The organism is Nocardia sp. KT25-26 (assembly GCF_056627695.1).
The window spans coordinates 4941439-4960660 of record NZ_CM152813.1 but is presented as its reverse complement, the minus strand read 5'-3'; the positions used below and the strand labels follow the sequence as shown (position 1 = coordinate 4960660).

At 67.3% G+C, this 19222-nt stretch carries 21 protein-coding genes; 17 read left to right on the top strand and 4 right to left on the bottom strand.

Annotated elements, in window-relative coordinates; genetic code table 11:
- Positions 1–83: 83 nt before the first annotated feature.
- The 5 genes from AC1HFH_RS22525 (at position 84) to AC1HFH_RS22505 (ending at position 4904) form a co-directional block, all read left to right on the top strand.
- A complete protein-coding gene (locus AC1HFH_RS22525) occupies positions 84–1253 on the top strand; it encodes a thiolase family protein (RefSeq protein ID WP_480244771.1) in 1170 nt (389 codons plus the stop codon).
- Positions 1250–2446 carry an acyl-CoA dehydrogenase family protein gene (locus tag AC1HFH_RS22520; RefSeq protein ID WP_480244770.1) on the top strand — a complete coding sequence of 399 codons (1197 nt, stop codon included), beginning with the start codon at positions 1250–1252 and terminating at the stop codon, positions 2444–2446. The genes AC1HFH_RS22525 and AC1HFH_RS22520 overlap by 4 nt, the downstream gene beginning before the upstream one ends.
- Before the next feature lie 94 nt (positions 2447–2540).
- Positions 2541–3563, top strand: coding sequence for a phosphotransferase family protein (locus tag AC1HFH_RS22515; protein WP_480244769.1), 1023 nt, complete (start codon positions 2541–2543; stop codon positions 3561–3563).
- Positions 3560–4333 (top strand): SDR family NAD(P)-dependent oxidoreductase, encoded by a 774-nt coding sequence (locus AC1HFH_RS22510; protein WP_480244768.1) that lies wholly within the window; start codon positions 3560–3562, stop codon positions 4331–4333. The genes AC1HFH_RS22515 and AC1HFH_RS22510 overlap by 4 nt, the downstream gene beginning before the upstream one ends.
- Positions 4334–4424: 91 nt before the next feature.
- The gene (locus AC1HFH_RS22505) at positions 4425–4904 is read left to right on the top strand and encodes a hypothetical protein (protein ID WP_480244767.1); all 480 of its coding nucleotides are present in this window, start codon (positions 4425–4427) and stop codon (positions 4902–4904) included.
- Between the two features lie 28 nt (positions 4905–4932).
- Here AC1HFH_RS22505 and AC1HFH_RS22500 read toward each other — a convergent pair whose 3' ends face one another.
- Positions 4933–5577, bottom strand: a complete 645-nt coding sequence (locus AC1HFH_RS22500; RefSeq protein WP_480244766.1) for a TetR/AcrR family transcriptional regulator — start codon at positions 5575–5577, stop codon at positions 4933–4935.
- Positions 5578–5683: 106 nt separating this feature from the next.
- Positions 5684–6445, bottom strand: a complete 762-nt coding sequence (locus AC1HFH_RS22495) for a 3-hydroxyacyl-CoA dehydrogenase (protein ID WP_480244765.1) — start codon at positions 6443–6445, stop codon at positions 5684–5686.
- Positions 6446–6543: 98 nt separating this feature from the next.
- On the opposite strand from AC1HFH_RS22495, the gene AC1HFH_RS22490 reads away from it, so the two are divergent.
- Positions 6544–7161, top strand: a complete 618-nt coding sequence (locus AC1HFH_RS22490; protein WP_480244764.1) for a TetR/AcrR family transcriptional regulator — start codon at positions 6544–6546, stop codon at positions 7159–7161.
- Here the strand turns inward: AC1HFH_RS22490 and AC1HFH_RS22485 are convergent.
- On the bottom strand, positions 7133–7384 hold the full coding sequence (locus AC1HFH_RS22485) for a hypothetical protein (protein ID WP_480244763.1): 252 nt from the start codon (positions 7382–7384) through the stop codon (positions 7133–7135). The genes AC1HFH_RS22490 and AC1HFH_RS22485 overlap by 29 nt on opposite strands.
- A gap of 187 nt (positions 7385–7571) precedes the next feature.
- Between AC1HFH_RS22485 and AC1HFH_RS22480 the strand changes: the two genes are divergently transcribed.
- Complete coding sequence (locus tag AC1HFH_RS22480) at positions 7572–8408, top strand: oxygenase MpaB family protein (RefSeq protein ID WP_480247946.1); 837 nt, start codon at positions 7572–7574, stop codon at positions 8406–8408.
- A gap of 87 nt (positions 8409–8495) precedes the next feature.
- Here the strand turns inward: AC1HFH_RS22480 and AC1HFH_RS22475 are convergent, their stop codons facing one another.
- The gene (locus AC1HFH_RS22475) at positions 8496–9410 is read right to left on the bottom strand and encodes an oxygenase MpaB family protein (protein WP_480244762.1); all 915 of its coding nucleotides are present in this window, start codon (positions 9408–9410) and stop codon (positions 8496–8498) included.
- Between the two features lie 748 nt (positions 9411–10158).
- On the opposite strand from AC1HFH_RS22475, the gene AC1HFH_RS22470 reads away from it, so the two are divergent.
- The 10 genes from AC1HFH_RS22470 to AC1HFH_RS22425 are packed head-to-tail and all read left to right on the top strand — an operon-like array spanning position 10159 to position 19216.
- Positions 10159–10383, top strand: coding sequence for a hypothetical protein (locus AC1HFH_RS22470; RefSeq protein ID WP_480244761.1), 225 nt, complete (start codon positions 10159–10161; stop codon positions 10381–10383).
- Positions 10380–10568, top strand: coding sequence for a hypothetical protein (locus AC1HFH_RS22465; RefSeq protein WP_480244760.1), 189 nt, complete (start codon positions 10380–10382; stop codon positions 10566–10568). Before AC1HFH_RS22470 ends, AC1HFH_RS22465 begins: the two co-directional genes overlap by 4 nt.
- On the top strand, positions 10565–11419 hold the full coding sequence (locus AC1HFH_RS22460; RefSeq protein ID WP_480244759.1) for an MlaE family ABC transporter permease: 855 nt from the start codon (positions 10565–10567) through the stop codon (positions 11417–11419). Before AC1HFH_RS22465 ends, AC1HFH_RS22460 begins: the two co-directional genes overlap by 4 nt.
- Position 11420: 1 nt before the next feature.
- A complete protein-coding gene (locus tag AC1HFH_RS22455) occupies positions 11421–12284 on the top strand; it encodes an ABC transporter permease (protein ID WP_480244758.1) in 864 nt (287 codons plus the stop codon).
- Between the two features lie 7 nt (positions 12285–12291).
- Positions 12292–13776, top strand: a complete 1485-nt coding sequence (locus tag AC1HFH_RS22450) for an MCE family protein (RefSeq protein ID WP_480244757.1) — start codon at positions 12292–12294, stop codon at positions 13774–13776.
- Entirely contained in the window at positions 13773–14795 is a 1023-nt protein-coding gene (locus AC1HFH_RS22445) for an MCE family protein (protein ID WP_480244756.1), read from the top strand. Before AC1HFH_RS22450 ends, AC1HFH_RS22445 begins: the two co-directional genes overlap by 4 nt.
- On the top strand, positions 14786–15805 hold the full coding sequence (locus tag AC1HFH_RS22440; protein ID WP_480244755.1) for an MCE family protein: 1020 nt from the start codon (positions 14786–14788) through the stop codon (positions 15803–15805). Before AC1HFH_RS22445 ends, AC1HFH_RS22440 begins: the two co-directional genes overlap by 10 nt.
- Positions 15796–16926 (top strand): MCE family protein, encoded by a 1131-nt coding sequence (locus AC1HFH_RS22435; RefSeq protein ID WP_480244754.1) that lies wholly within the window; start codon positions 15796–15798, stop codon positions 16924–16926. The genes AC1HFH_RS22440 and AC1HFH_RS22435 overlap by 10 nt, the downstream gene beginning before the upstream one ends.
- Complete coding sequence (locus AC1HFH_RS22430; protein ID WP_480244753.1) at positions 16923–18035, top strand: MlaD family protein; 1113 nt, start codon at positions 16923–16925, stop codon at positions 18033–18035. Before AC1HFH_RS22435 ends, AC1HFH_RS22430 begins: the two co-directional genes overlap by 4 nt.
- Positions 18032–19216 (top strand): MCE family protein, encoded by a 1185-nt coding sequence (locus AC1HFH_RS22425; RefSeq protein ID WP_480244752.1) that lies wholly within the window; start codon positions 18032–18034, stop codon positions 19214–19216. The genes AC1HFH_RS22430 and AC1HFH_RS22425 overlap by 4 nt, the downstream gene beginning before the upstream one ends.
- Positions 19217–19222: the final 6 nt, after the last annotated feature.

Genomic DNA, 19222 nt, shown 5'->3' with positions numbered 1-19222 from the left:
CCAGGAGGGGAGTCGTCGAGGCCGGCGCGTCGCGACGACAGCGAACCCGATCGAACCGAATACCTCCCGAGAGGGGAACCGATATGAATTCCGCCGTAATCGTCGATGTGGTGCGGACCCCGACCGGCCGGGGAAAGCCGGGGGGCGGGTTGTCCGATGTCCATCCGGCCACGCTGCTGGCCGGAGTGCTGTCCGAACTGATCGCACGCAACGATCTGGACCCGGCTCTGGTCGACGATGTGATCGGGGGCTGCGTCACCCAATCGGGTGAGCAGGCCTTCAACATCTCCCGCACCGCCGTGCTGGCGGCCGGATTCCCGGAGGCGGTGCCGGCCACCACCGTGGACCGGCAATGCGGATCCAGCCAGCAGGCGGCACATTTCGCCGCCCAGGGCGTGCTGGCGGGTGCCTACGATATCGCCATCGCCTGCGGTGTGGAGTCCATGTCGCGGGTGCCGATGTTCTCGAATGCTGCCGGTGCGGACCCGAACCGGGCGCCGTTGGCCGAGCGCTTCGCGGACGGGCTGGTGCAGCAGGGCATCTCGGCCGAGCTGCTGTCGGCCCGGTGGGGATTCGGCCGGGAGGCGATGGACGAGTTCGCGGCCCGCTCACACCGGCTGGCGGCGGCGACCGCCGAATCCGGTGGCTTCGATCGGGAACTGGTCGCGGCCGGTAGCCTGACCGCCGACGAGACGATCCGGCCGGGTACCACCGCCGAGAAGCTCGCCGCCCTGAAACCGGCCTTCACCGACGACGCCATGCAGCAGCGTTTCCCGGAGATCGACTGGTCGATCACCCCGGGCAACTCCTCGCCGCTCAGTGACGGCGCCTCGGCCGCGCTGATCATGAGCGAAGAGGTCGCGAACAAGCTGAACCTGCGGCCCCGCGCGCGTTTCCATTCGTTCGCGGTCACCGGTGACGACCCGTTGCTGATGCTCACCGCCGTGGTGCCGGCCACCCGGAAGGCATTGGACCGGGTGGGTCTGGGAATCGATGCGGTCGACGCCTACGAGGTCAACGAGGCGTTCGCGCCGGTGCCGCTGGTGTGGGCCAAGGAACTGGGCGCCGACCCGGAACGACTGAACCCGCGCGGTGGCGCGATCGCGCTCGGGCATCCACTGGGCGCCTCCGGCCTCCGGATACTGGCCACCCTGGTGAACCACCTGGAACAGTCGGACAGCCGGTACGGGCTGATGACCATGTGCGAGGCCGGTGGCCTGGCCAACGCTACGATCATCGAGCGGCTCGGATGACGGTCGCAGCGGAAGGCGCCGTCGACCTCACCGACCTGGTCGAGCGGACCCGCGAATACGTCCACGAGGTGGCGCTGCCGGTGGAACGCGAGTTCGGCGGTTCGGCGCACGACCTGCCCGAGGAACAGCGACAGCAGTTGCAGGCCGCGGCCCGCGCCGCCGGGGTGTTCGCCCCGCACGTCGGCCGCGAGTTCGGCGGCCTGGGGCTGGGCATGGCCGACCGGGCGCCGGTGTTCGAGGCGGCGGGGTACTCGCTGTTCGGCGCCCTCGGCCTGAACTGTGCCGCGCCGGACGAGGGGAATATGCACCTGCTCGAGCAGGTCGCGAATCCGGCGCAGCAGCAGCGTTATCTGCGTCCGCTGGCGGCCGGAGACACCCGGTCGTGCTTCGCCATGACCGAGCCGGCGCCGGGGGCCGGCTCGGACCCGACGGCCTTGCGCACCCGCGCCGAACGCACCGGATCGGGCTGGGTGATCAACGGGCACAAGTGGTTCATCACTGGAGCCAACGGTGCGGACTTCGCCATCGTGATGGCGCGGACCACCGGTGACCCGGGCTCCCGGGGCGGGGCGACGATGTTCCTGGTCGATGCCGCCGCCCCGGGACTGCGCCGGGTGCGCGATATCGACACCCTCGACGAATCCATGTTCGGCGGCCATTCCGAACTGATCCTGGACAATGTCGAGGTCGGCGCGGATGCGGTACTGGGCGAGGTGGACCGGGGCTTCGACTACGCCCAGGTCCGGCTGGGGCCTGCCCGGATGACGCACTGCATGCGCTGGCTCGGCACCGCCCGGCGGGCCGCCGATATCGCCGCCGAGCGTGCGGCCTCCCGGCAGGCCTTCGGTGGCCGGCTCGGTGATCTCGGCATGATCCAGCAGATGATCGCGGACAACGAGATCGATATCGAGGCGAGCCGCGCCCTCACCCTGACCGCCTGCCGCGAGCTGGATGCCGGTGCCCGGGCGGCGCAGAGCACATCGATCGCGAAGACTTTCGTCGCCGAGGCCGTCGGCCGGGTGGTGGATCGCTCGCTGCAGGTCTGCGGTGCACTGGGGATATCCGGCGATGCCGCACTGTCCCGGATGTACCGGGAGGTACGGGCATTCCGCATCTACGACGGTCCGTCCGAGACCCATCGGTGGGCCATCGCGCGGCGCGTGCTGCGCAATGTGGAGCGGAGGCGCGGATGATGCGCGAGCTATCGGCCGGGCGGCGGCCGGTCCGGGCAACGGGCCGGTGCCGCGCTGCTCGTCGTGATGTCGGACATGCCGGAAGGAGTAGCCGATGACCACCGGTGTCGCCGGCCTGGATCTGCCCGCACTGCAGGAGTATTTCGCCGACGAGGTGCCCTGCGTCGAAGGTCCGCTCACTGCTTCGCTGATTGCGGGTGGGAAGTCGAACCTGACCTATCTGATCACCGATGGCAGCAACCGGTGGGTGCTGCGCCGCCCGCCGCTCGGTCCGCTCACCCCGACCGCGCACGATATGGGGCGCGAATACCGGATCGTGGCCGCTCTGCGGGACACCGCCGTACCGGTCGCGCGGGCGGTGACGCTGTGTGACGACCTCCGAGTGCTCGGCGTCCCGTTCGCGGTCGTGTCCTTCGTGGACGGCCGGGTGCTGCGCGACGGTGACGATGCCGCACAGCTCACCCGGGAACAGGCACGGGCGTGTTCCGAGGCGCTGGTCGACACACTCGCCGCGCTGCACTCGGTCGACTTCGCCGCCGCCGGGCTCGGCGACTTCGGCCGCCCCGCCGGATACCTGGACCGGCAGGTGCGGCGCTGGCGCGGTCAGTGGGACCGGGTCGCCACCCGCGAACTGACGGACCTGGACCGGCTCACCGGCGCTCTGCAGGCCGCGTTGCCGCCGCAGCAGGCCGGGGAGTCGATCGTGCACGGCGACTACCGGCTGGACAATACGATCGTCGCGGCCGACGATCCCGGCCGCATTGCGGCCGTAGTCGACTGGGAGATGGCGACTCTCGGCGATCCGCTGGCCGATCTGGGCCTGCTGCAGGTGTATTGGGATCCCAGGTGTGAACCGGTGCTCGGTGTGCGGCATGCGCCCAGCGCCAACCCGGGTTTCCTGTCCACCGACGAAGTCGCCCAGCGCTACGCCGCGGCCACCGGCTACGACCTGGACCGGCTGCCGTTCTACCGGGCCCTCGGCTATTTCAAGCTCGCCGTCATCGCCGAGGGAATCCACCAGCGGTATCTGGCCGGCAAGACCGTCGGCACCGGATTCGACACCATCGGTGCCGCCGTCCCGGTGCTGCTGGACGCGGGTCTGGAGACACTGTCGTGAGCTTTCGGCCGATCCGATCCGAACGGGCCGAAACGGCTCGCAGTGCCCTGATCACCGGTGGCTCGCGGGGCATCGGCGCCGAGATCGCCCGGCGTCTCGGCGCCGACGGCTACCGGCTCACCATCGCCGCCCGGACCCGGGAAACGCTGGAAGAGACGGCGGACCGGCTTCGCCGGGAAACCGGGGCCGAGGTACACCCGGTGGTCGCCAAGATGAACGACCTCGAACAGGTGCGGGCGCTGGCACAGGCCCACGAACAACGATTCGGTGAGCTGGACGCCCTGGTCCTCAGCGCCGGGACCGGCACCGCCGGCGAGGTCGCCGATCTCGCGGAAACCACCACCGACCGGATGCTGGAGATCAACCTGCGGGCGCCGCTGCGCCTGATCCAGGCATGCCTGCCCATGCTGCGCAAGAGCGCGGCCCGAGACCCGCAGCGCGGCGCCAAGATCGTCGCGCTGGCCTCGATCACCGGTGTGGCCGGTGAACCCGGCCTCGCCGCGTACGGTGCGAGCAAGGCGGCATTGATCTCGCTGTGCGAAACCGTTTCGCTGGAGGAATCGGCCAACGGTGTCACCGCGGCGGCGATCTCGCCCGGCTATGTCGACACCGATATGACCGCCTGGAAACGCGGCGAACTCGCGCAGTCGGACATGCTCACCACCGGTGACGTGGCCGAGCTGGCAATCGCCCTGACCCGCCTGTCCCGCAACGCGGTGGTCCCCAATATCGTCGTGTCCCGGGCCGGGAACCAGCTGTGGCGGGCCTGACCGTGTGAACTCCAGCGGCCCGACCGGTAGGCGAGGTAGGCTCGGTAGCCGATTCGGCGAGGGCGGGTGTGTTGCGTTGCAGTGGATTCCGGTGGCGAGTACCGCACTGGGTGCGCTGATCGCCCTGGTGGCGACCACCTTCAACGATCGGGTGAAGCATCGTCGCGAGCAGGACGTCACGCGCCGGACGCTGTGCCGGGAGACCTATGTGCGGTTCCTGTCCTCGCTCACCGAGGCTCACGAGGCGATGCGACAGGAGGCAGCCGTGGCCGGTGCGGACATACCGGCTCGTGGTGCGGCGATAGCCGAGGCCTTCCGGGTGGCCGGCTGCTACCGGAACCGATACGAGATCGCGCTCATCGGTGAACAGGCCGTCATCGACCGGGCCGAAGAATCCTTCGAGCTGCTGCGCGACATCCGTGATGCGCTGGTGGCCGGTTCGTCGCCGACGAGCCGGGACGAGGACTACGGCCCGCTGCGCACGCAATACGCCACGTCGATCCGGGCCCTGCAGACGGCGATGCGGCAGCATCTCGGCTTGGGAACGGTGGCATTGGACGGCGGATCCTGAACCGGCCGCGCATCCGCCGGGTGGACGGTCAGCGCGTTGCCGTGCCCGGCCGCGAGTCGGTCCGGACGCCGACCGCGGTCAGTGCGATATCGACGTAGCGGGACGCGAGGTCGGCAGGAGACAGGGCGCCTTCGGGCTGGTACCAGCGCGTGATGGACTGGCACATGCCGAGCAGTGCGCGGGCAGTCTCGGTGGGGTGCGTCGCCGAGAAGGTGCCCGTGCGGATGCCGTTCTCGATGATGCCGGTCAGGCGGGACTCGATCTCCTTGCGGTGCACCGCATATCGCTTACGGGTGGCGGGGGAGAGGTGGCGCAGCTCGAGGTCGAGAGCGGCCAGCCGGGTCCGGTTCGCCATATGCAGCACGATCGCCTCGACGATGGCGGCGAGCTGCTCGGTAGGTGTGGTGGCTGCTGCGGTCGCCGCTTCCACCCGCCAGGCGGCCTCGGCGGTGCCGCGCTCCAGCAGCGCGACGAAGACGCCCTCCTTGCTGTCGTGGTGGTAGTACAGCGAGGGTGCGGTTTGTCCGGCCCGCCCGACGATATCGCGCACCGTGGTGCCGTGGAAACCGTGTTCGTAGAAGGCCTCCAGCGCCGCGGACAGCAGCGGAGTGAGTTCTAGGGGTTCGAACCGCCGCCAGTCGGCGTCGGCCGTCACCGCCTGTTGTCGTGGCATCGTCCACCTGTCCGGAATCGATATGACCTGCGTCGAGTCTACTTCTGCCCGGGTCGTGCCCGGGCACGTGTGGCACCGGGCCGCGCCGGTGCCACACTGCGCGTCGTCAGCGCGGCGCCATGCGGATGGCGCCGTCGAGGCGGATGGTCTCACCGTTGATCATCGGGTTCTCGACGATGTGCCGCGCCAGGGCGGCGTACTCGCCGGGATCGCCGAGCCGCGCCGGGTGCGGGACCTGGGCGCCCAGCGCCTGGATGGCCTCGTCGGGCAGGGTCTCGAACAGCGGTGTGTGGAACAGGCCCGGCGCGATGGTCACCACACGGATGTTGCTGGCGGCCAGATCGCGGGCGACCGGCAGGGTCATGCCGACGATCCCGCCCTTGGAGGCGGAGTACGCCGCCTGCCCGATCTGACCGTCGTATGCCGCAACCGACGCGGTGTTGACGATGACGCCGCGCTCCTCGCCGACGAGCTCGCCGGCCACCATCCGCTCGGCCGCCAGCCGCAGTACGTTGAACGTGCCGATCAGATTGACGTTGACCACCTTGGTGAAGTCGGCGAGCGGGAAGGCGCCCTTCTTGCTCACGGTCTTGACCGCATTGCCGATCCCTGCGCAGTTGATCGCGATCCGCAGTGTGCCGAGCCGATCGGTGGCGTCGATGGCGGCAGTCACATCGGCTTCGCTGGTCACATCGGCCGGGGCGAAGACCACACCGTCGCCCAGCTCCTCGGCGATGGCGGCGCCGTTCGACGACGGCAGGTCGACGATCACCACTTTTGCACCCTGTGCGTGCAGTTCACGTACGGTGGCCAGGCCGAGGCCCGAGGCCCCGCCCGTGACGAGTGCGACAGTGCCGGTGATGTCCATCTTGCTTCTCCTAGCTACGAACCGGTTGTTGCCGGGCCCACACTAACCCAACATAACAAGCGTTAGATAGAGTGTGTTGGGTATCGCGAGGAGGGACCATGTACGAGGTTCAGCACCATCGCAGTCGCGCATTGGCGGCGGCGACGGAAGTGTTCGGCGAGCGTGGGTATCACGCGGTCACGATGCACGAGATCGCCGAACGCGCCGGATACAGCAAGCCGGTGCTCTACAAGCAGTTTCCGGGCAAGCTGGAGCTCTATCTGTCGGTGCTGCAGTCCCATGCCGACGCGCTGGTCGCCGCGGTGCGGGAGGTGCTCGCATCGTCCGCGCCCGGGCGTGGCCGGCTGCGCGCCACGGTGCAGGCCTTCTTCGACTTCGTGGAAGCCAATACGCACGGCTTCCGGATGGTCTTCGAATCCGATCTGATCGGCGAGCCCTCGGTGCAGTGGCGGGTCGGACGGACCACGGACGCCTGTATCGATGCGGTCTGTGAGGTGTTCGTGCAGAATCCGGCCCTGACCGTCGAGCGGTCCCGGTTGCTGGCCGCCGGTCTGGTCGGAGCCAGTCAGTATGCCGCGCAGCATTGGATCGCCACCGGCCGGGCCGTGCCCAAGGACGACGCCGTGGCCGCGGTGATCACGCTGTTCTGGGGCGGTCTGTCCGAGGTGCCGCTGCAGCAACTCGCCCTCAGTGCACCCGGCGGCCCGACCGGGTGATCGGCGGCTCGCCGGTCATGGTGGTCGGGGCGGTCCGGCCGCTCCAGCCGCAGGGCAGTTCGCAGGTCGCGATGATTGCCTCCGCCGTGGTGCCGTCGCTGTAGACGGTGACGAACTGGGTCGCCTGTGCGGGATAGCCGCAGGTCGGGCACTTGCCGAAGTAGTTGATGATCTCGTGCGCCTGGATGTGCACCGGATACCGCCACGAGAAGTCGTAGGTCATACGCCACCAGCCTCAACACTGGAAGTAGAATATCTATTAACATATACCGCCGTATGACGTGCTGTTGCGGTGTCTTGATGTAGATTCATCAGAAACTTAGAGGCTTGCATCCGCTGTGGGTGAATGAGAGGCTTTATGTAACATTCTCTCACAACGATGTATGGAGTCTGCTATGCCTCAGTTACGCATGTCCGCGCCCGTCGGCGATCCGGCGGCGGTCCGGCGCCGCGAGTATCTGTCCGGGGTTGCGGCCGTCCTCGGTGGCCCGGCCAACGTGATCATGCAGCTGAGCATCGCCCCGGTCGGCCGGGGTGTCGTCGAAAGTACCGTGAACAGCGGACGTTTCGACCTGCGGCCGCTCAAGCGTGGCCGCACCACCCTCACCTATCTGGCGGTCGCTATCCTCGGCACCGACGAGGAGCGGGCCGCCTATCGTGCGGCCACCAATCGCTCGCATCGGCAGGTTCGCTCCCGGCCGGACAGTCCGGTGAAGTACAACGCCTTCGATCCCGAGTTGCAGCTGTGGGTCGCCGCCTGTATCTATCGCGGTGTCCTGGATGCGCGCCGGTTCCTGTACGGTCCCGTCGATACCGAGTTCGCCGACGATCTGTACCGGGAGTCCGCGCGCTTCGCCACCAGCCTGCAGGTGCAGCCCGAGATGTGGCCGGCCGATCGGGCCGCCTTCGCCGAGTACTGGGACGCCAAGGTCGCCGAGATCTCGATCGACGACGAGGTCCGTGCCTACTTCTACGACCAGATCATCGACCTGCAGCCGTATCCCCGGGTGATCCAGCTGCTGGGCCGGCGGCTCAACCGCTTCTTCGTCACCGGATTCCTGCCGCAGGAATTCCGGGACGAGTTGGGCCTGGCCTGGAATGCCCGCCGGCAGCGGGTTTTCGAGCGGGCCATGCGCACCGTCGGCCGGGTGTTATCGGTGCTGCCCCAACCGATGCGGCTGTTCCCCTTCAACAGCTATCTGGCCGATATGCGGCGGCGGCTGGCCGCGGGCAAGCCGCTGGTGTGAGTCGGCGTTCGGGCGGTGGGCTCGGGCCGAGCCCGTATCGCTCGCTCAGCGGCGGCCGGATCGGCCGGTCGCCGCTGGGTCGACCGGTCAGAGAATCGCTTTCTGCTTGCGGATACGCCGGCGCAGGTCCGCCATCAGGGCGTGCGAGCCACCGAACCGGAGGAAGCGCGGGATGAATCGGTTGACGAAACCGACGAAGAGGAAAAGGTTTTCGAAGCGACGCTGGTCGGCTTCGGTCCACTCGACCTGCATCTGTTCCCGGAAGTAGGGCGCCAGGGAGCCGATGGTGAGGAACTTCAGCAGGCCGCGGAACGGGATCCGCAGATACCAGTGGATCATCCGGAGATTGATCAGGTCGTCCAGGTAGGAGCGGACGTAGTCGTCCAGTACGGCCTCCCGGGTCTTCTCGTTCCAGAAGTCGTCGAAATCCTTGCGGGTGGCGGGCCACATGTCCCGGGTCACCTGCAGGCCGGTGGCCAGGCACGAGGTGGTCTGGTAGAAATCCTCGGCCTGTTCCTCGCTCATCTTGCCGTTCAGCAGCTGGTAGGTGTCCTCGAATCCGATGAACAGGCAGGCGGCCACCCACAGCTGCAGGTCCCGGTTGAAGGCGTTGTACTTGACTCGAGCCCCGGGTTCGGACCGCACCTGGCGGTGGGCGACGTTCACCGCCTCCCGGAAGGCGTCCTTCTCCTCCTGGGTGCCCAGGATGGATACCGCAAGATACTGGGTGGTGGTGCGGGCCCGTTTCCACGGGTGGATCATCAGTGCCCCGGACTCGACCCGACTCTCGGCCACGCCGTAACCGACTCCGGGCCTCGACATCTGCATGGCGACGTTGGCGGCGGCGCCGGCGAAGCTCCAGAAGTCCAGGGCATCGGCGAGTTTCAGCGGCCGTTTGGTGAACGGCCGGTGGCTGCCGGGGATGTGGATCCGGGTTTGCTCGGTCGTCAACGGTACCCCCGGGTCGGGGAGGGGTCCGAGGTCTCGGGCTGCGGCGGTCATCGGTGTCCTTTCCTTGGCCGTTGCCGGCGTACCGGGTGGTGAGCTGTCTCCGGTGCCCGACTCCCTCCAGTATGTTACTAGATGTTCTGTCAGGCTGTCGCCAGTTTCGGAAGCGGTAGTTTCGCAGTTTAGGGCGGTTGATTCGGGTCCTTGACGGCTCGAGGATGGCCGGATAAGTTACTGTCAGTTATGCACATTGCGGTCCCGTTGGCTGCTCGGAATCCGCTCCGGCGTGGCGATCGTGTGCGCTTCCGGATGTTCTCCGGTGTGGTGCAGTCCGCATGACTACCTCGCCGTGGGCGGCCTGGCTGGATGAGTGAATTGACATGAACATATTTCACAAACCGGCATGTGGAAGTGGGTCCGTAGATAAGAATCACTGATAACATCTGGCCTCGATGGACGATGTGGACCCGGTGGGTCTGCTCCGATGGCTAGAGTCTGGAGAGATCGGTGCGGGTCACGCGGTTTTCATCGCGAGTGCGGTGGGGTGTCGATGAGGGTTGCAGTGCCGGGGTGTCCGGGGTTGGTTGCTACGGGGTGATGCCGGCCTGCTGGGTCGGGTGCAAATCAGCCGTGAACTTATCTGACCGCATCACCGTGCTTTGAAGTGAACACTCCTGTTCAGGGGGCAAATTTTCTTCGTGAAGTGGTTCACATCTGCTGTGAATCGGTAGTAACATCACCGCTCAGGTCGGGCCGGCCCCGTGACGGCGAGCCGGGCGGCGGAAGAAAGGACGCAACACCCATGCTCAAACGGCTGGATCGCATATTCAGCTACGAGATGAAGGTGTCCGAGTTCGTCGGGACCCTCATCATCCTCGGCATCCCGTACGGATTGATCGGCCTGATCTGGTCGCTGACCCATACGAGCCATCTCGAGGAGATGCACGGTGTCGACCTCGTGGTGTCCTTTCTCGGGTCCATCGTCTGCTGGCCGGTGCTGCTGTTCGCGAATGTGTCGATGACATGATGGCGCTGGTCTGGCTCATCGACATTCTCGTGATCGGCGTGAAAGTCCTCGGTGGGCGAACGAAGGTGAATCCGATCCTGCGCTTCGGGTTGTGGCTCGCAGTGCTGAGCACGGTGGCGGCCGGCGTCGGCGTCCTCGGTCTCGGACTGGTGCTGCTGGAAGATCAATTGAGCGGGGCCGCATGACGTCCACCGAAAAGCCGCGGCAGCTCACCGATCTGGAGCAGTCGGTGGAGAGCCTGCGGGGGCTGTGGCAACGGCATCCGCAGCGGTCGTTCGAAACCCTGGGCCGACAGGTGCTGCTGGGTCGCGACGCCGTGATCGAACTGTTCCGGGCGATCGCCGCGCGGCGGTTTCCGTTCGGCGAGTTCATCAAGCAGTGCGCGTTCATGGCGAGCGTTTCGGCCCTGCCGACGGTTTTCGTCGCCATCCCGATCGCGGTGGTGGTGTCGATCCAGGTCGGTGCGCTGGTGAACCAGGTCGGGGCGACCACCTTCATCGGTGCGGTTGCCGGTCTCGGCATCATCCGGCAGGGCGCGCCGCTGGTCACCTCCCTGATGATCGCCGGTGCGGTCGGTTCCGCGATCTGCGCGGACCTCGGCTCACGCACCATCCGGGAAGAGATCGACGCGATGATGGTGATGGGGGTGGATCCGGTCCGCCGACTGGTGGCCCCCCGGCTGGTCGCCGCCGTGCTGGTGAGCATCCTGCTGTGCGGGTTCATCGTCTTCGTCGGCTTCGCCACCGCCTATATGTTCAACGTGTACGCCCAGTCCGGCACTCCGGGCTCGTTCCTCGCATCGTTCGCCTCGTTCGCGGTGGCCAACGATCTGATTGCGGCCCTGGTGAAGGCGGCCGTGTTCGGCGCGCTCACCGCGATCATCGCCTGCGATATCGGGCTGCATGCGCGCGGCGGCCCCAGCGGTGTCGCCGACGCGGTGAACTCGGCGGTGGTCACCTCCGCCCTGATGCTGTTCGCGACCAACATCATCCTGACCCAGATCTACAACACCGTTTTCCCGACGAAGGTGGTGTGAGATGGGCAGTCGATACACACCACCGGCGTTGCGGCCGGTGCAGGCGGCCGCCGCCGCGGCGGCGGTACCGTACCGGGCGAATCAGCGGGTCGGGCATCAGGCGATCACCTTGGTGCAGGCGATCGCCGCCATGCCCTTCGCACTCCGGCAGTACCGGCGCGAGGTGTTGCGGCTCACCGCGGACGTCGGCTGGGGCAACGGCTCGCTGGTCGTGGGCGGCGGGACCATCGGCGTGGTGTTCGTGCTCTGCGCCTTCGGCGGCATCACGGTGGGGATGGAGTCGTTCTCGGCGCTGAACCTGCTCACCATGGGGCCACTGACCGGGGCGATCTCCGGCTTCGCGACCACCCGGGAGCTGGCGCCGATCCTGGCCACACTGGCCTTCGCGATCCAGGCGGGCTGCCGGTTCACCGCGCAGCTCGGGTCGATGCGGATCTCCGAGGAGATCGACGCGCTGGAATCGCTGGCGATCCGACCGCTGCCGTATCTGATCAGCACCCGGATGATCGCCTCGATGGTCACCATCGTCCCGCTGTATCTGCTCGGGCTGGCAACGGCCTATCTGGCCACCAAACTCACCGTGCTGTTCCTCGGCGGAACCTCGGCCGGCACCTACGACCACTATTTCTTCCAGTTCCTCAACGGGCCGGATCTGATCTATTCGGTTCTCAAAGTGGTGATCTTCGTGATGCTGGCGACCTTCATCCAGTGCTACTACGGGTATGTCGCCAGTGGTGGCCCGGAGGGCGTCGGAGTGGCGGCCGGACGGGCCATCAAAATGGTCATCGTCGTCATGGTCTTCGCCAATCTGTTTCTGACACTAGCAATCTGGGGCATCGATCCCGGATTCCGGATCTCGGGATAGGGCGGATATGGTCTCCGATCTCAGCGGGCGTGGCCCGACATCCCGGCAGCTCACGTTATCCGGGTTGATCACCGCACTCATCGTGGCATTGCTGCTGGTCCTGCTGGCCATGCGATACGACGGCCGGTTCACCGAAAAAGTAACCGTGACAGCCGATCTCACCAGCACCGGAGACGGGCTACCGGCCAATGCGGACGTGAAGTTCCGCGGCATGATCGTCGGTACCGTCGCCGGAATCGATGTGGTGGCGGCCGGATTGCGGCAGCCTGCCACCCTGGAACTGGAACCGGAAGCGGCTGCGACCATTCCGGCCGATGTCGCAGCCCGGGTGGTACCCAACAACCTGTTCGGTGTGACCGCCGTGGAACTGGTCGACCGGGGCGGTTCGGGCGGTGCCACCTTGGCTGCCGGTGCCACGATTCCGCAGGACGACAGTGCCGGCACCGTGCAGTTGCAGACCACGCTGACCGTGCTCCGCGACGTCCTGGACAACATCGCGCCCGAGAAACTGGGCCGGGTCCTGGCGACCTTGTCGGCCGCGCTGGATCCGGCCGCCCGAGTACCCGGCTCGACGGTGGAACGGCTCGACCGGTGGGTCACCGAGGTGCGCGCAATTCCCGGAATCGGCGATCTGCTCGGTGATCTGGGCACCGCCACCACCGAACTGAGCAGATCCGCACCGGATCTGGTCGCAGTGCTGAACGAGTCGGTCACCACCGCGCGCACACTCACCGAACGCCGGGAGAACCTGATCGCGTTGCTGGCCAACGCGAGCGGCACCATCGACTCGGTCAACGGCCTGTTCGCGGCCAACCCCGATGCGGCGAAGGAACTGGTGCCGGGCCTCGATCAGCTCTTCGGCAGCTTGGCCCGCGACCCGCAGGCGATTCCGTACACCGTGAGCAATCTGAATGCGACGCTGGCCGAGCTGGCGAAGGTCTTCCATTTCGGGCCGAGCCGGCAGATGGCCTGGGCGATGGATGTCAGCTTCACGCCGTTCCAGCAGTACACGGCACAGGACTGCCCCCGGTACGGGGAGCTGGCCGGACCACGGTGCGGTGGACCGACCGTCCCGGCCGAACCGCTGCCGCAGGAATACCCGGAGGCACTGCGGCCACAGTGGCTGGATGCGGCCGGGCCGCAGCCGGCACCGGAGCCGGCCGCCCTGCCCGGCCTCCCACAGCTTCCCGGAATTCCGGAGCTCGGCGCGATCCCCGGACTGCCGCCCATCCCCGGAATCACGGCACCGGCGACCGGTGATCCGGGTGCCGGTGCACCCGGATCCGAGGTGCCCGCCGGGACGGTTCCGGCACCGGGTGTCCCGGGCGTGGCCCCGGCCGCCCGGCCGATCGCCGCAGGTCGTGGGCATGCCGCCGTCGCGGCCGTGATCGGTGGCACCCCGACGGCAGCGCAACTGCTGCTGCTCACCCCGCTGCTGGCCGGCGGCACGGTGACCGTCTACGACACCGCGGAAGGAGGTGACGGGTCGTGAAATACGGCAAGGCGCTGATCGGATTCAGCATGTTCGTGGTGCTGGCCGTCGGCCTCACCTTCACGATCTGGTCGACCCTGCAACGCGAGGTGCCCGGTCGCACCGAAACCTACTCGGCGACCTTCACCGACGTGATGGGGCTGCGGGTGGGTGACGATGTGCGGATGGCCGGCGTCCGCGTCGGCCGGGTCGACCAGATCGACTTCGCCGCGGACTATCTGGCCCGGATCGAGTTCCGGATCGAGGACCGCCAGCATCTGACCACCACGACCGAGGCCCTGGTCCGGTACCAGAACCTGATCGGGCAGCGCTATATCGCGCTGGTGCCCGGCGCGGGTGGCGGCGAGCAGCTGCCGCCCGGCGGGCACATCCCGGTGGAGCGCACCGAACCCTCGTTCGACGTGTCCGCATTGCTCTCCGGGTTCGAACCGCTGTTCAGCGTGCTGCAACCGGACCAGGTGAACTCGCTGTCGGAGACCCTGGTCCAGGCGCTGCAAGGGGACGGTGTCTCGCTGAGCCGCCTGGTCACCCAGGCAGCGGAGCTGGCCTCGACGTTCGGCTCCCGGGACGAGATCCTCGGCCAGGTGATCGGCAATCTGAGCAGCGTGCTGGCCGGGCTGGCCAACCGCAGCAGTGAACTCGAATCGCTGATCACCCAGACCCGGTCCCTGATGGAGGCGCTGTACGCGGAGGGCGAGACGCTGAAGTCGTCGGTCGAGCAGATCGCGACCTCCACCGATTCCCTGGTCGGCCTGGTCCGGCAGGTGCAGCCGGACCTCGCGCAGGCCCAGATCCACGCGACCAGCGGGGTGGAGCTGCTGCTGTCCAATGGTGCGGCGCTGGATCGGGCCGCCGTGCAGCTGCCGACGGTGCTCAACCGGCTGGCCCATTTCACCTCGTACGGCGCCTATGCCAACGCCTACTTCTGCCGGCTCGATGTCTCGCTGTGGGGCGTGCTCTTCCCGGAGGGGATCTTCTCGCAGATCGGTGGCAATTCCCAGACGGAGGTATGCCGATGAGATCGCGTATCCGGATGCCGCAGTTCGCGGCGAATCGGTATCTGTGGCTCGGGGTGGCGGCGGCCGGCAGCGTGCTGCTGCTGGTGCTCGCGTCCGGTGTGCTGTCCCGGGCACAACTGGGCGACAAGACGATTCATGCCGAGTTCGCCCAGGCCGCCGGGTTGCGGCCCGGTGCCACGGTGGATGTGTCCGGAATCGAGGTCGGCGCGGTTCGAGGGGTCCGCTTGGCCGGCGACCGGGTACTGGTGGATATGCGGGTGCGCAGCGATGTGCACCTCGGGTCGGATGCCCGGGCCGCCATCAAGATGTCGACCATTCTGGGGCGGCTGCATGTCGATCTGAAACCGGGCCGGACGGGTGAGCTCGCCGCGGACACCATTCCACTGACCGCCACCAGCGTGCCCTACAACCTCGCCAAGGTGATCGACGATCCGGACTACACCCACTCGTTCGAACGCATCGAACGGATCGATCCCGGCAAACTCCGGGAGGCCCTGGACGTGCTGGACCGGCAGATGGGCGAGTCCCCGGAACTGACGGTGCAGGCACTGGACAGCATCGGCGCGCTCGCCGCGGTGATCAACGACCGGCGCGACGAGGTCGATGCGTTGCTGAAGAACATGGACGAGGTGTCGGAACTGGTGGCCGACAACCAGAACAGCGTGCTCGTCCTGCTCACCCGCGGCCAGCAGATCGGCGATTCGGTCGCCAAGCGGCAGGACCTGCTGAAACAGCTGCTCGACAATGTCGCCGAACTGTCCGGGCTGCTGCAGGACATGGGCATCGAGAACAACGGGCAACTCGGCCCGCTGATCCACGATCTGAACACCATGACCGAGGGCCTGGAGAAGAACCGCGACAACCTGGACCGGCTCTACGAGATCATGCCCGTCACCATCCGCCAGTTCAACAATGCCCTCGGCAACGGACCGTACGGTGATGTGTACGCGCCGTGGGTGTTCCCGGACAACTGGCTGTGCTTCGCCCAGGTGGTGGCGGGATGCAACTGATGCCGAACACCATGTTCGCAACCGCACTGCGGCGGATCCTGCCGATGGCGGCCGCACTGTTCGTGACCCTGGCCCTCGTCCCGGGCTGTTCCCTGGTGGACGACACCTTGGTCCGGCTCACGGGGCAATCGCTCGGGGAACGAATGCGGATCAGCGCCGACTTCGAGAACGTCGCCGGCCTCTACGCCGGAAACGAAGTGGCCGTGCTCGGGGTGCCGGTCGGTGTCGTGGAGTCGGTGACCGCGCGCGGCAGCTATGTGGAGGTCGTGATGGCGATCGACACCGAGGTGCAGATTCCTGCCGGCGCCAAAGCCGCGCTCGTGTCGCCGCAGCTCATCACCAACCGGCATGTCGAGCTGGCACCCGCCTACACCGGTGGTCCGGCGATGTCGGACGGTGACCACATCCCGCTGGAGAACACCCGGACGCCGGTGGAACTGGACCGGATCCTGGAGAACTTCGATCAGCTGGGCGCCGCCCTGACCGGCGACAGCGACGAGGGCCCGATGGCCAGCCGGGTGCTTTACCCGCTGCTGGACGGCAACGGTGACCGGCTCCGGGAAACCCTGGACGATCTGTCGGCGGCCTTCGAGGTGACCTTCGCCAACGGGGACCAGATCTCCAACACCATCGTGAAACTCAACGAGATCACCGAGGTGATCGCGGCCAACGATCAGACGGTCCGCGATTTCAGCGGCCGGCTCACCGAACTGGTGCAGCTGATGGGCGAACAGGCACCGGGCCTGCACGCCGTGCTGCAGCAGCTGAACGACTTCATCGCCAACACCTCGGCAGTGGTCGGGCAGAACGAGGATCAGCTCGCCGGTGCGCTGAACCGGTTCGTCGACATCACCGAGCAGATGCGGCAGCGCTCCCGCGAACTCACCGAGATCGTCGATGTCACACCGCTGTTCTTCGAGAACTTCTCCAATGCGGTGAGCCGGGAACATCGGGCGCTGCGCCTGCACGGCCTGCTCGACAAGAGCGTATTCGACAGCGAGGCCCTGGCGCTGTTCTGCGAACGGGTGCAGATGCGCCTGGACGGCTGCCGGACCGGGAAGATCCAGGACATGGGGCCGGATTTCGGGCTCACTGCGGCACTGCTGGGGATCACGAAATGAGACGACTGACACGAATCGGCCGGGCCGTCGCGGCGCTGGTCACGGCGGCGGGGGTGACCACGGCGACCGGATGCGCGGTCACGGTGGACTCGATGCCCCTGCCCAAACCCGGGATCGGTGCGGACGGATACACCGTCAACGCCGCCTTCACCGATGCCCTCAACCTGCCCGAGCGAGCCCACATCAAGATCGGCGGTACCGATGTCGGGGTGGTCACCGCAATCAGCACCACCAACTTCATCGCCGATGTGGAGATGCTGATCAGGGAGGACATCGAACTGCCGGTGGGGACCACCGCCGAACTGCGGCAGGCCACTCCGCTCGGCGACATCTTCGTGGCCCTGACCCTGCCGGAGCAGACATCGGATAGCCGTTTGCTCCAGGAGGGCGACACCATCGGGACCGATCTGACCTCGGCCGGTGCCTCGGTGGAACAACTGATGCTCTCGATCTCGATGCTGCTCAACGGTGGCGCCATCAACCAGGCCGCCAAGATCACGGCCGAGATGAACTCGATGTTCGGTGGCCGGGCGCCGCAGCTGGCGCACCTGCTGACCGAACTCGACGCCACTATCGGCGCCCTCAACCAGCGCACCGCCGACATCGACAGCGTGCTGACCGGGGTCTCGGTGCTCACCGGGGAGCTCGCCGACAACAAGAAACAGCTGGGCGAGGCAGCCGATGCCTTCCCGGATCTGCTCGGATTGGTGGCCGAGAACAACCGGGACATCTCGCAGCTGATCGACAAGGTGTCGGTCACCATGGCTGCGCTCGGCGATTTCACCGACACCACCGGCCCGGAATTCGTGAGCCTGTTCAGCAGCATCCAGGATCTGATGGCCGGGTTCACCCAGGCCGACGAGCTGGGTGCCGCGCTGGCCCGGTTCGACGAGATCTACCCCTCGGTGCTGGCCTCCTTCGAGGGGCCGGTGCTGGCGGTCACCGCGAAGGTGTCCTACCTGAGCATCGGCGCGCTGACCGACCCGACCGGCAGCCGGCTGCCGGAACTGGGTGATGCCGGTGCCTTCGTCGGAAGTCTCGGCCAGGTGCTGGAGAAAGTCATCGGCCGGCTGAACAGCCCGCCCCGGCCCGCAGGAGGACCGCGGTGAACATCCCGCTGTGGAACTATCTGGTGCGGCGGCGGATCGCCGTCGCCAACCTCGGTCTCGTCGTCGTCCTGGTGGCCGGTGCCGCCTATCTGGGTGGCGCGATCCTGCGGATCGACCCGTTCGCCGAGGACTATCGGGTCACCGTGCGGCTGGCGGATTCCGGCGGCCTGCTGGAGAACAACGATGTGACCTTCCGCGGCCTGCGCATCGGTCGGGTCGCCGACGTTCGCGCCGAAGGGGCCGGAGTCACCGCCGTTGCGGAAATCGAGTCGGGGGTGCGGATTCCGGTCGGCGGTACGGTCGCCGTCGGACGGCTCTCGGCGGCCGGTGAACAGTACCTGGACTTCCGGCCGGACGCCGATACCGGACCGTACCTGCAGGACGGTGCGGAGATCGACGTCGCGCAGACCAGTACGCCGGTCACCACGGAGTCGTTGCTGAACAATATGAGCGGGCTGATCTCCGGAATGAACCCGGAGCGCCTCACCGTGATCGTCGACGAACTCGACAAGGCACTCGCGGGCGGCCCGGATCGGCTGCGCAACATGATCTCCGGGATCAGCCGCGCCATGGCCGGTCTGGACTCGCTGCTGCCGCAGACCCGGCGGCTGATCGAGAACCTGCAGGTGATCTCCGAAACCACCACGCATGCCCAGCCGGACCTCACCACCCTGACCACCGGAGCCGGTGCCCTGTTCGAACAGCTCACCGCCGCCGATGCGGAGGTGCGCCGGTTTCTGGACCTGGCACCCGGGCAGCTGGCCTCGCTGGGTGGTTTCGTGGCCGAGACCGATGACCCGATCACCAATCTGGTGACCAATTTCGTCGCGATCACCCGGGCCGCCAAGCTGCGGTCGCCGGCCATCGCGGCACTGTTTCCGGCGCTGCGGCAAGGTATCGCGGCCATCGGTATACCGGCGCACGACGGCGCCTACCATACGCTGGTCGACCCCTGGCCCCGGCCGACCTGCGAATACGACACGATCCCGGTCGTGCCGTCGGCGCCGACCGCCGACACCCGGGTCCGGCTCTACAACTACTGCGTGACCGACGACCCGGCGCTGCAGATTCGCGGCTCGGCCAATGCTCCCCGGCCGAACGTGCCCGACAACGGATCCGGGCCGCCACCCGGTGTGACCGGCAACGAGATGTCCCGACCCATCCCCGGCGAAGAGGAATGAGAGTTC

Excerpts from the sequence above, each read along its gene's own strand:
- AC1HFH_RS22450 (WP_480244757.1), top strand. The coding sequence starts at position 12,292 with ATGGTCTCCGATCTCAGCGGGCGTGGCCCGACATCCCGGCAGCTCACG.
- AC1HFH_RS22455 (WP_480244758.1), top strand. The coding sequence starts at position 11,421 with ATGGGCAGTCGATACACACCACCGGCGTTGCGGCCGGTGCAGGCGGCC.
- AC1HFH_RS22460 (WP_480244759.1), top strand. The coding sequence starts at position 10,565 with ATGACGTCCACCGAAAAGCCGCGGCAGCTCACCGATCTGGAGCAGTCG.
- AC1HFH_RS22480 (WP_480247946.1), top strand. The coding sequence starts at position 7,572 with ATGTCCGCGCCCGTCGGCGATCCGGCGGCGGTCCGGCGCCGCGAGTAT.
- AC1HFH_RS22525 (WP_480244771.1), top strand. The coding sequence starts at position 84 with ATGAATTCCGCCGTAATCGTCGATGTGGTGCGGACCCCGACCGGCCGG.
- AC1HFH_RS22475 (WP_480244762.1), bottom strand. The coding sequence starts at position 9,410 with ATGACCGCCGCAGCCCGAGACCTCGGACCCCTCCCCGACCCGGGGGTA.
- AC1HFH_RS22485 (WP_480244763.1), bottom strand. The coding sequence starts at position 7,384 with ATGACCTACGACTTCTCGTGGCGGTATCCGGTGCACATCCAGGCGCAC.
- AC1HFH_RS22495 (WP_480244765.1), bottom strand. The coding sequence starts at position 6,445 with ATGGACATCACCGGCACTGTCGCACTCGTCACGGGCGGGGCCTCGGGC.
- AC1HFH_RS22470 (WP_480244761.1), top strand. The coding sequence starts at position 10,159 with ATGCTCAAACGGCTGGATCGCATATTCAGCTACGAGATGAAGGTGTCC.
- AC1HFH_RS22440 (WP_480244755.1), top strand. The coding sequence starts at position 14,786 with ATGCCGATGAGATCGCGTATCCGGATGCCGCAGTTCGCGGCGAATCGG.
- AC1HFH_RS22465 (WP_480244760.1), top strand. The coding sequence starts at position 10,380 with ATGATGGCGCTGGTCTGGCTCATCGACATTCTCGTGATCGGCGTGAAA.
- AC1HFH_RS22500 (WP_480244766.1), bottom strand. The coding sequence starts at position 5,577 with ATGCCACGACAACAGGCGGTGACGGCCGACGCCGACTGGCGGCGGTTC.
- AC1HFH_RS22520 (WP_480244770.1), top strand. The coding sequence starts at position 1,250 with ATGACGGTCGCAGCGGAAGGCGCCGTCGACCTCACCGACCTGGTCGAG.
- AC1HFH_RS22490 (WP_480244764.1), top strand. The coding sequence starts at position 6,544 with ATGTACGAGGTTCAGCACCATCGCAGTCGCGCATTGGCGGCGGCGACG.
- AC1HFH_RS22515 (WP_480244769.1), top strand. The coding sequence starts at position 2,541 with ATGACCACCGGTGTCGCCGGCCTGGATCTGCCCGCACTGCAGGAGTAT.
- AC1HFH_RS22435 (WP_480244754.1), top strand. The coding sequence starts at position 15,796 with ATGCAACTGATGCCGAACACCATGTTCGCAACCGCACTGCGGCGGATC.
- AC1HFH_RS22430 (WP_480244753.1), top strand. The coding sequence starts at position 16,923 with ATGAGACGACTGACACGAATCGGCCGGGCCGTCGCGGCGCTGGTCACG.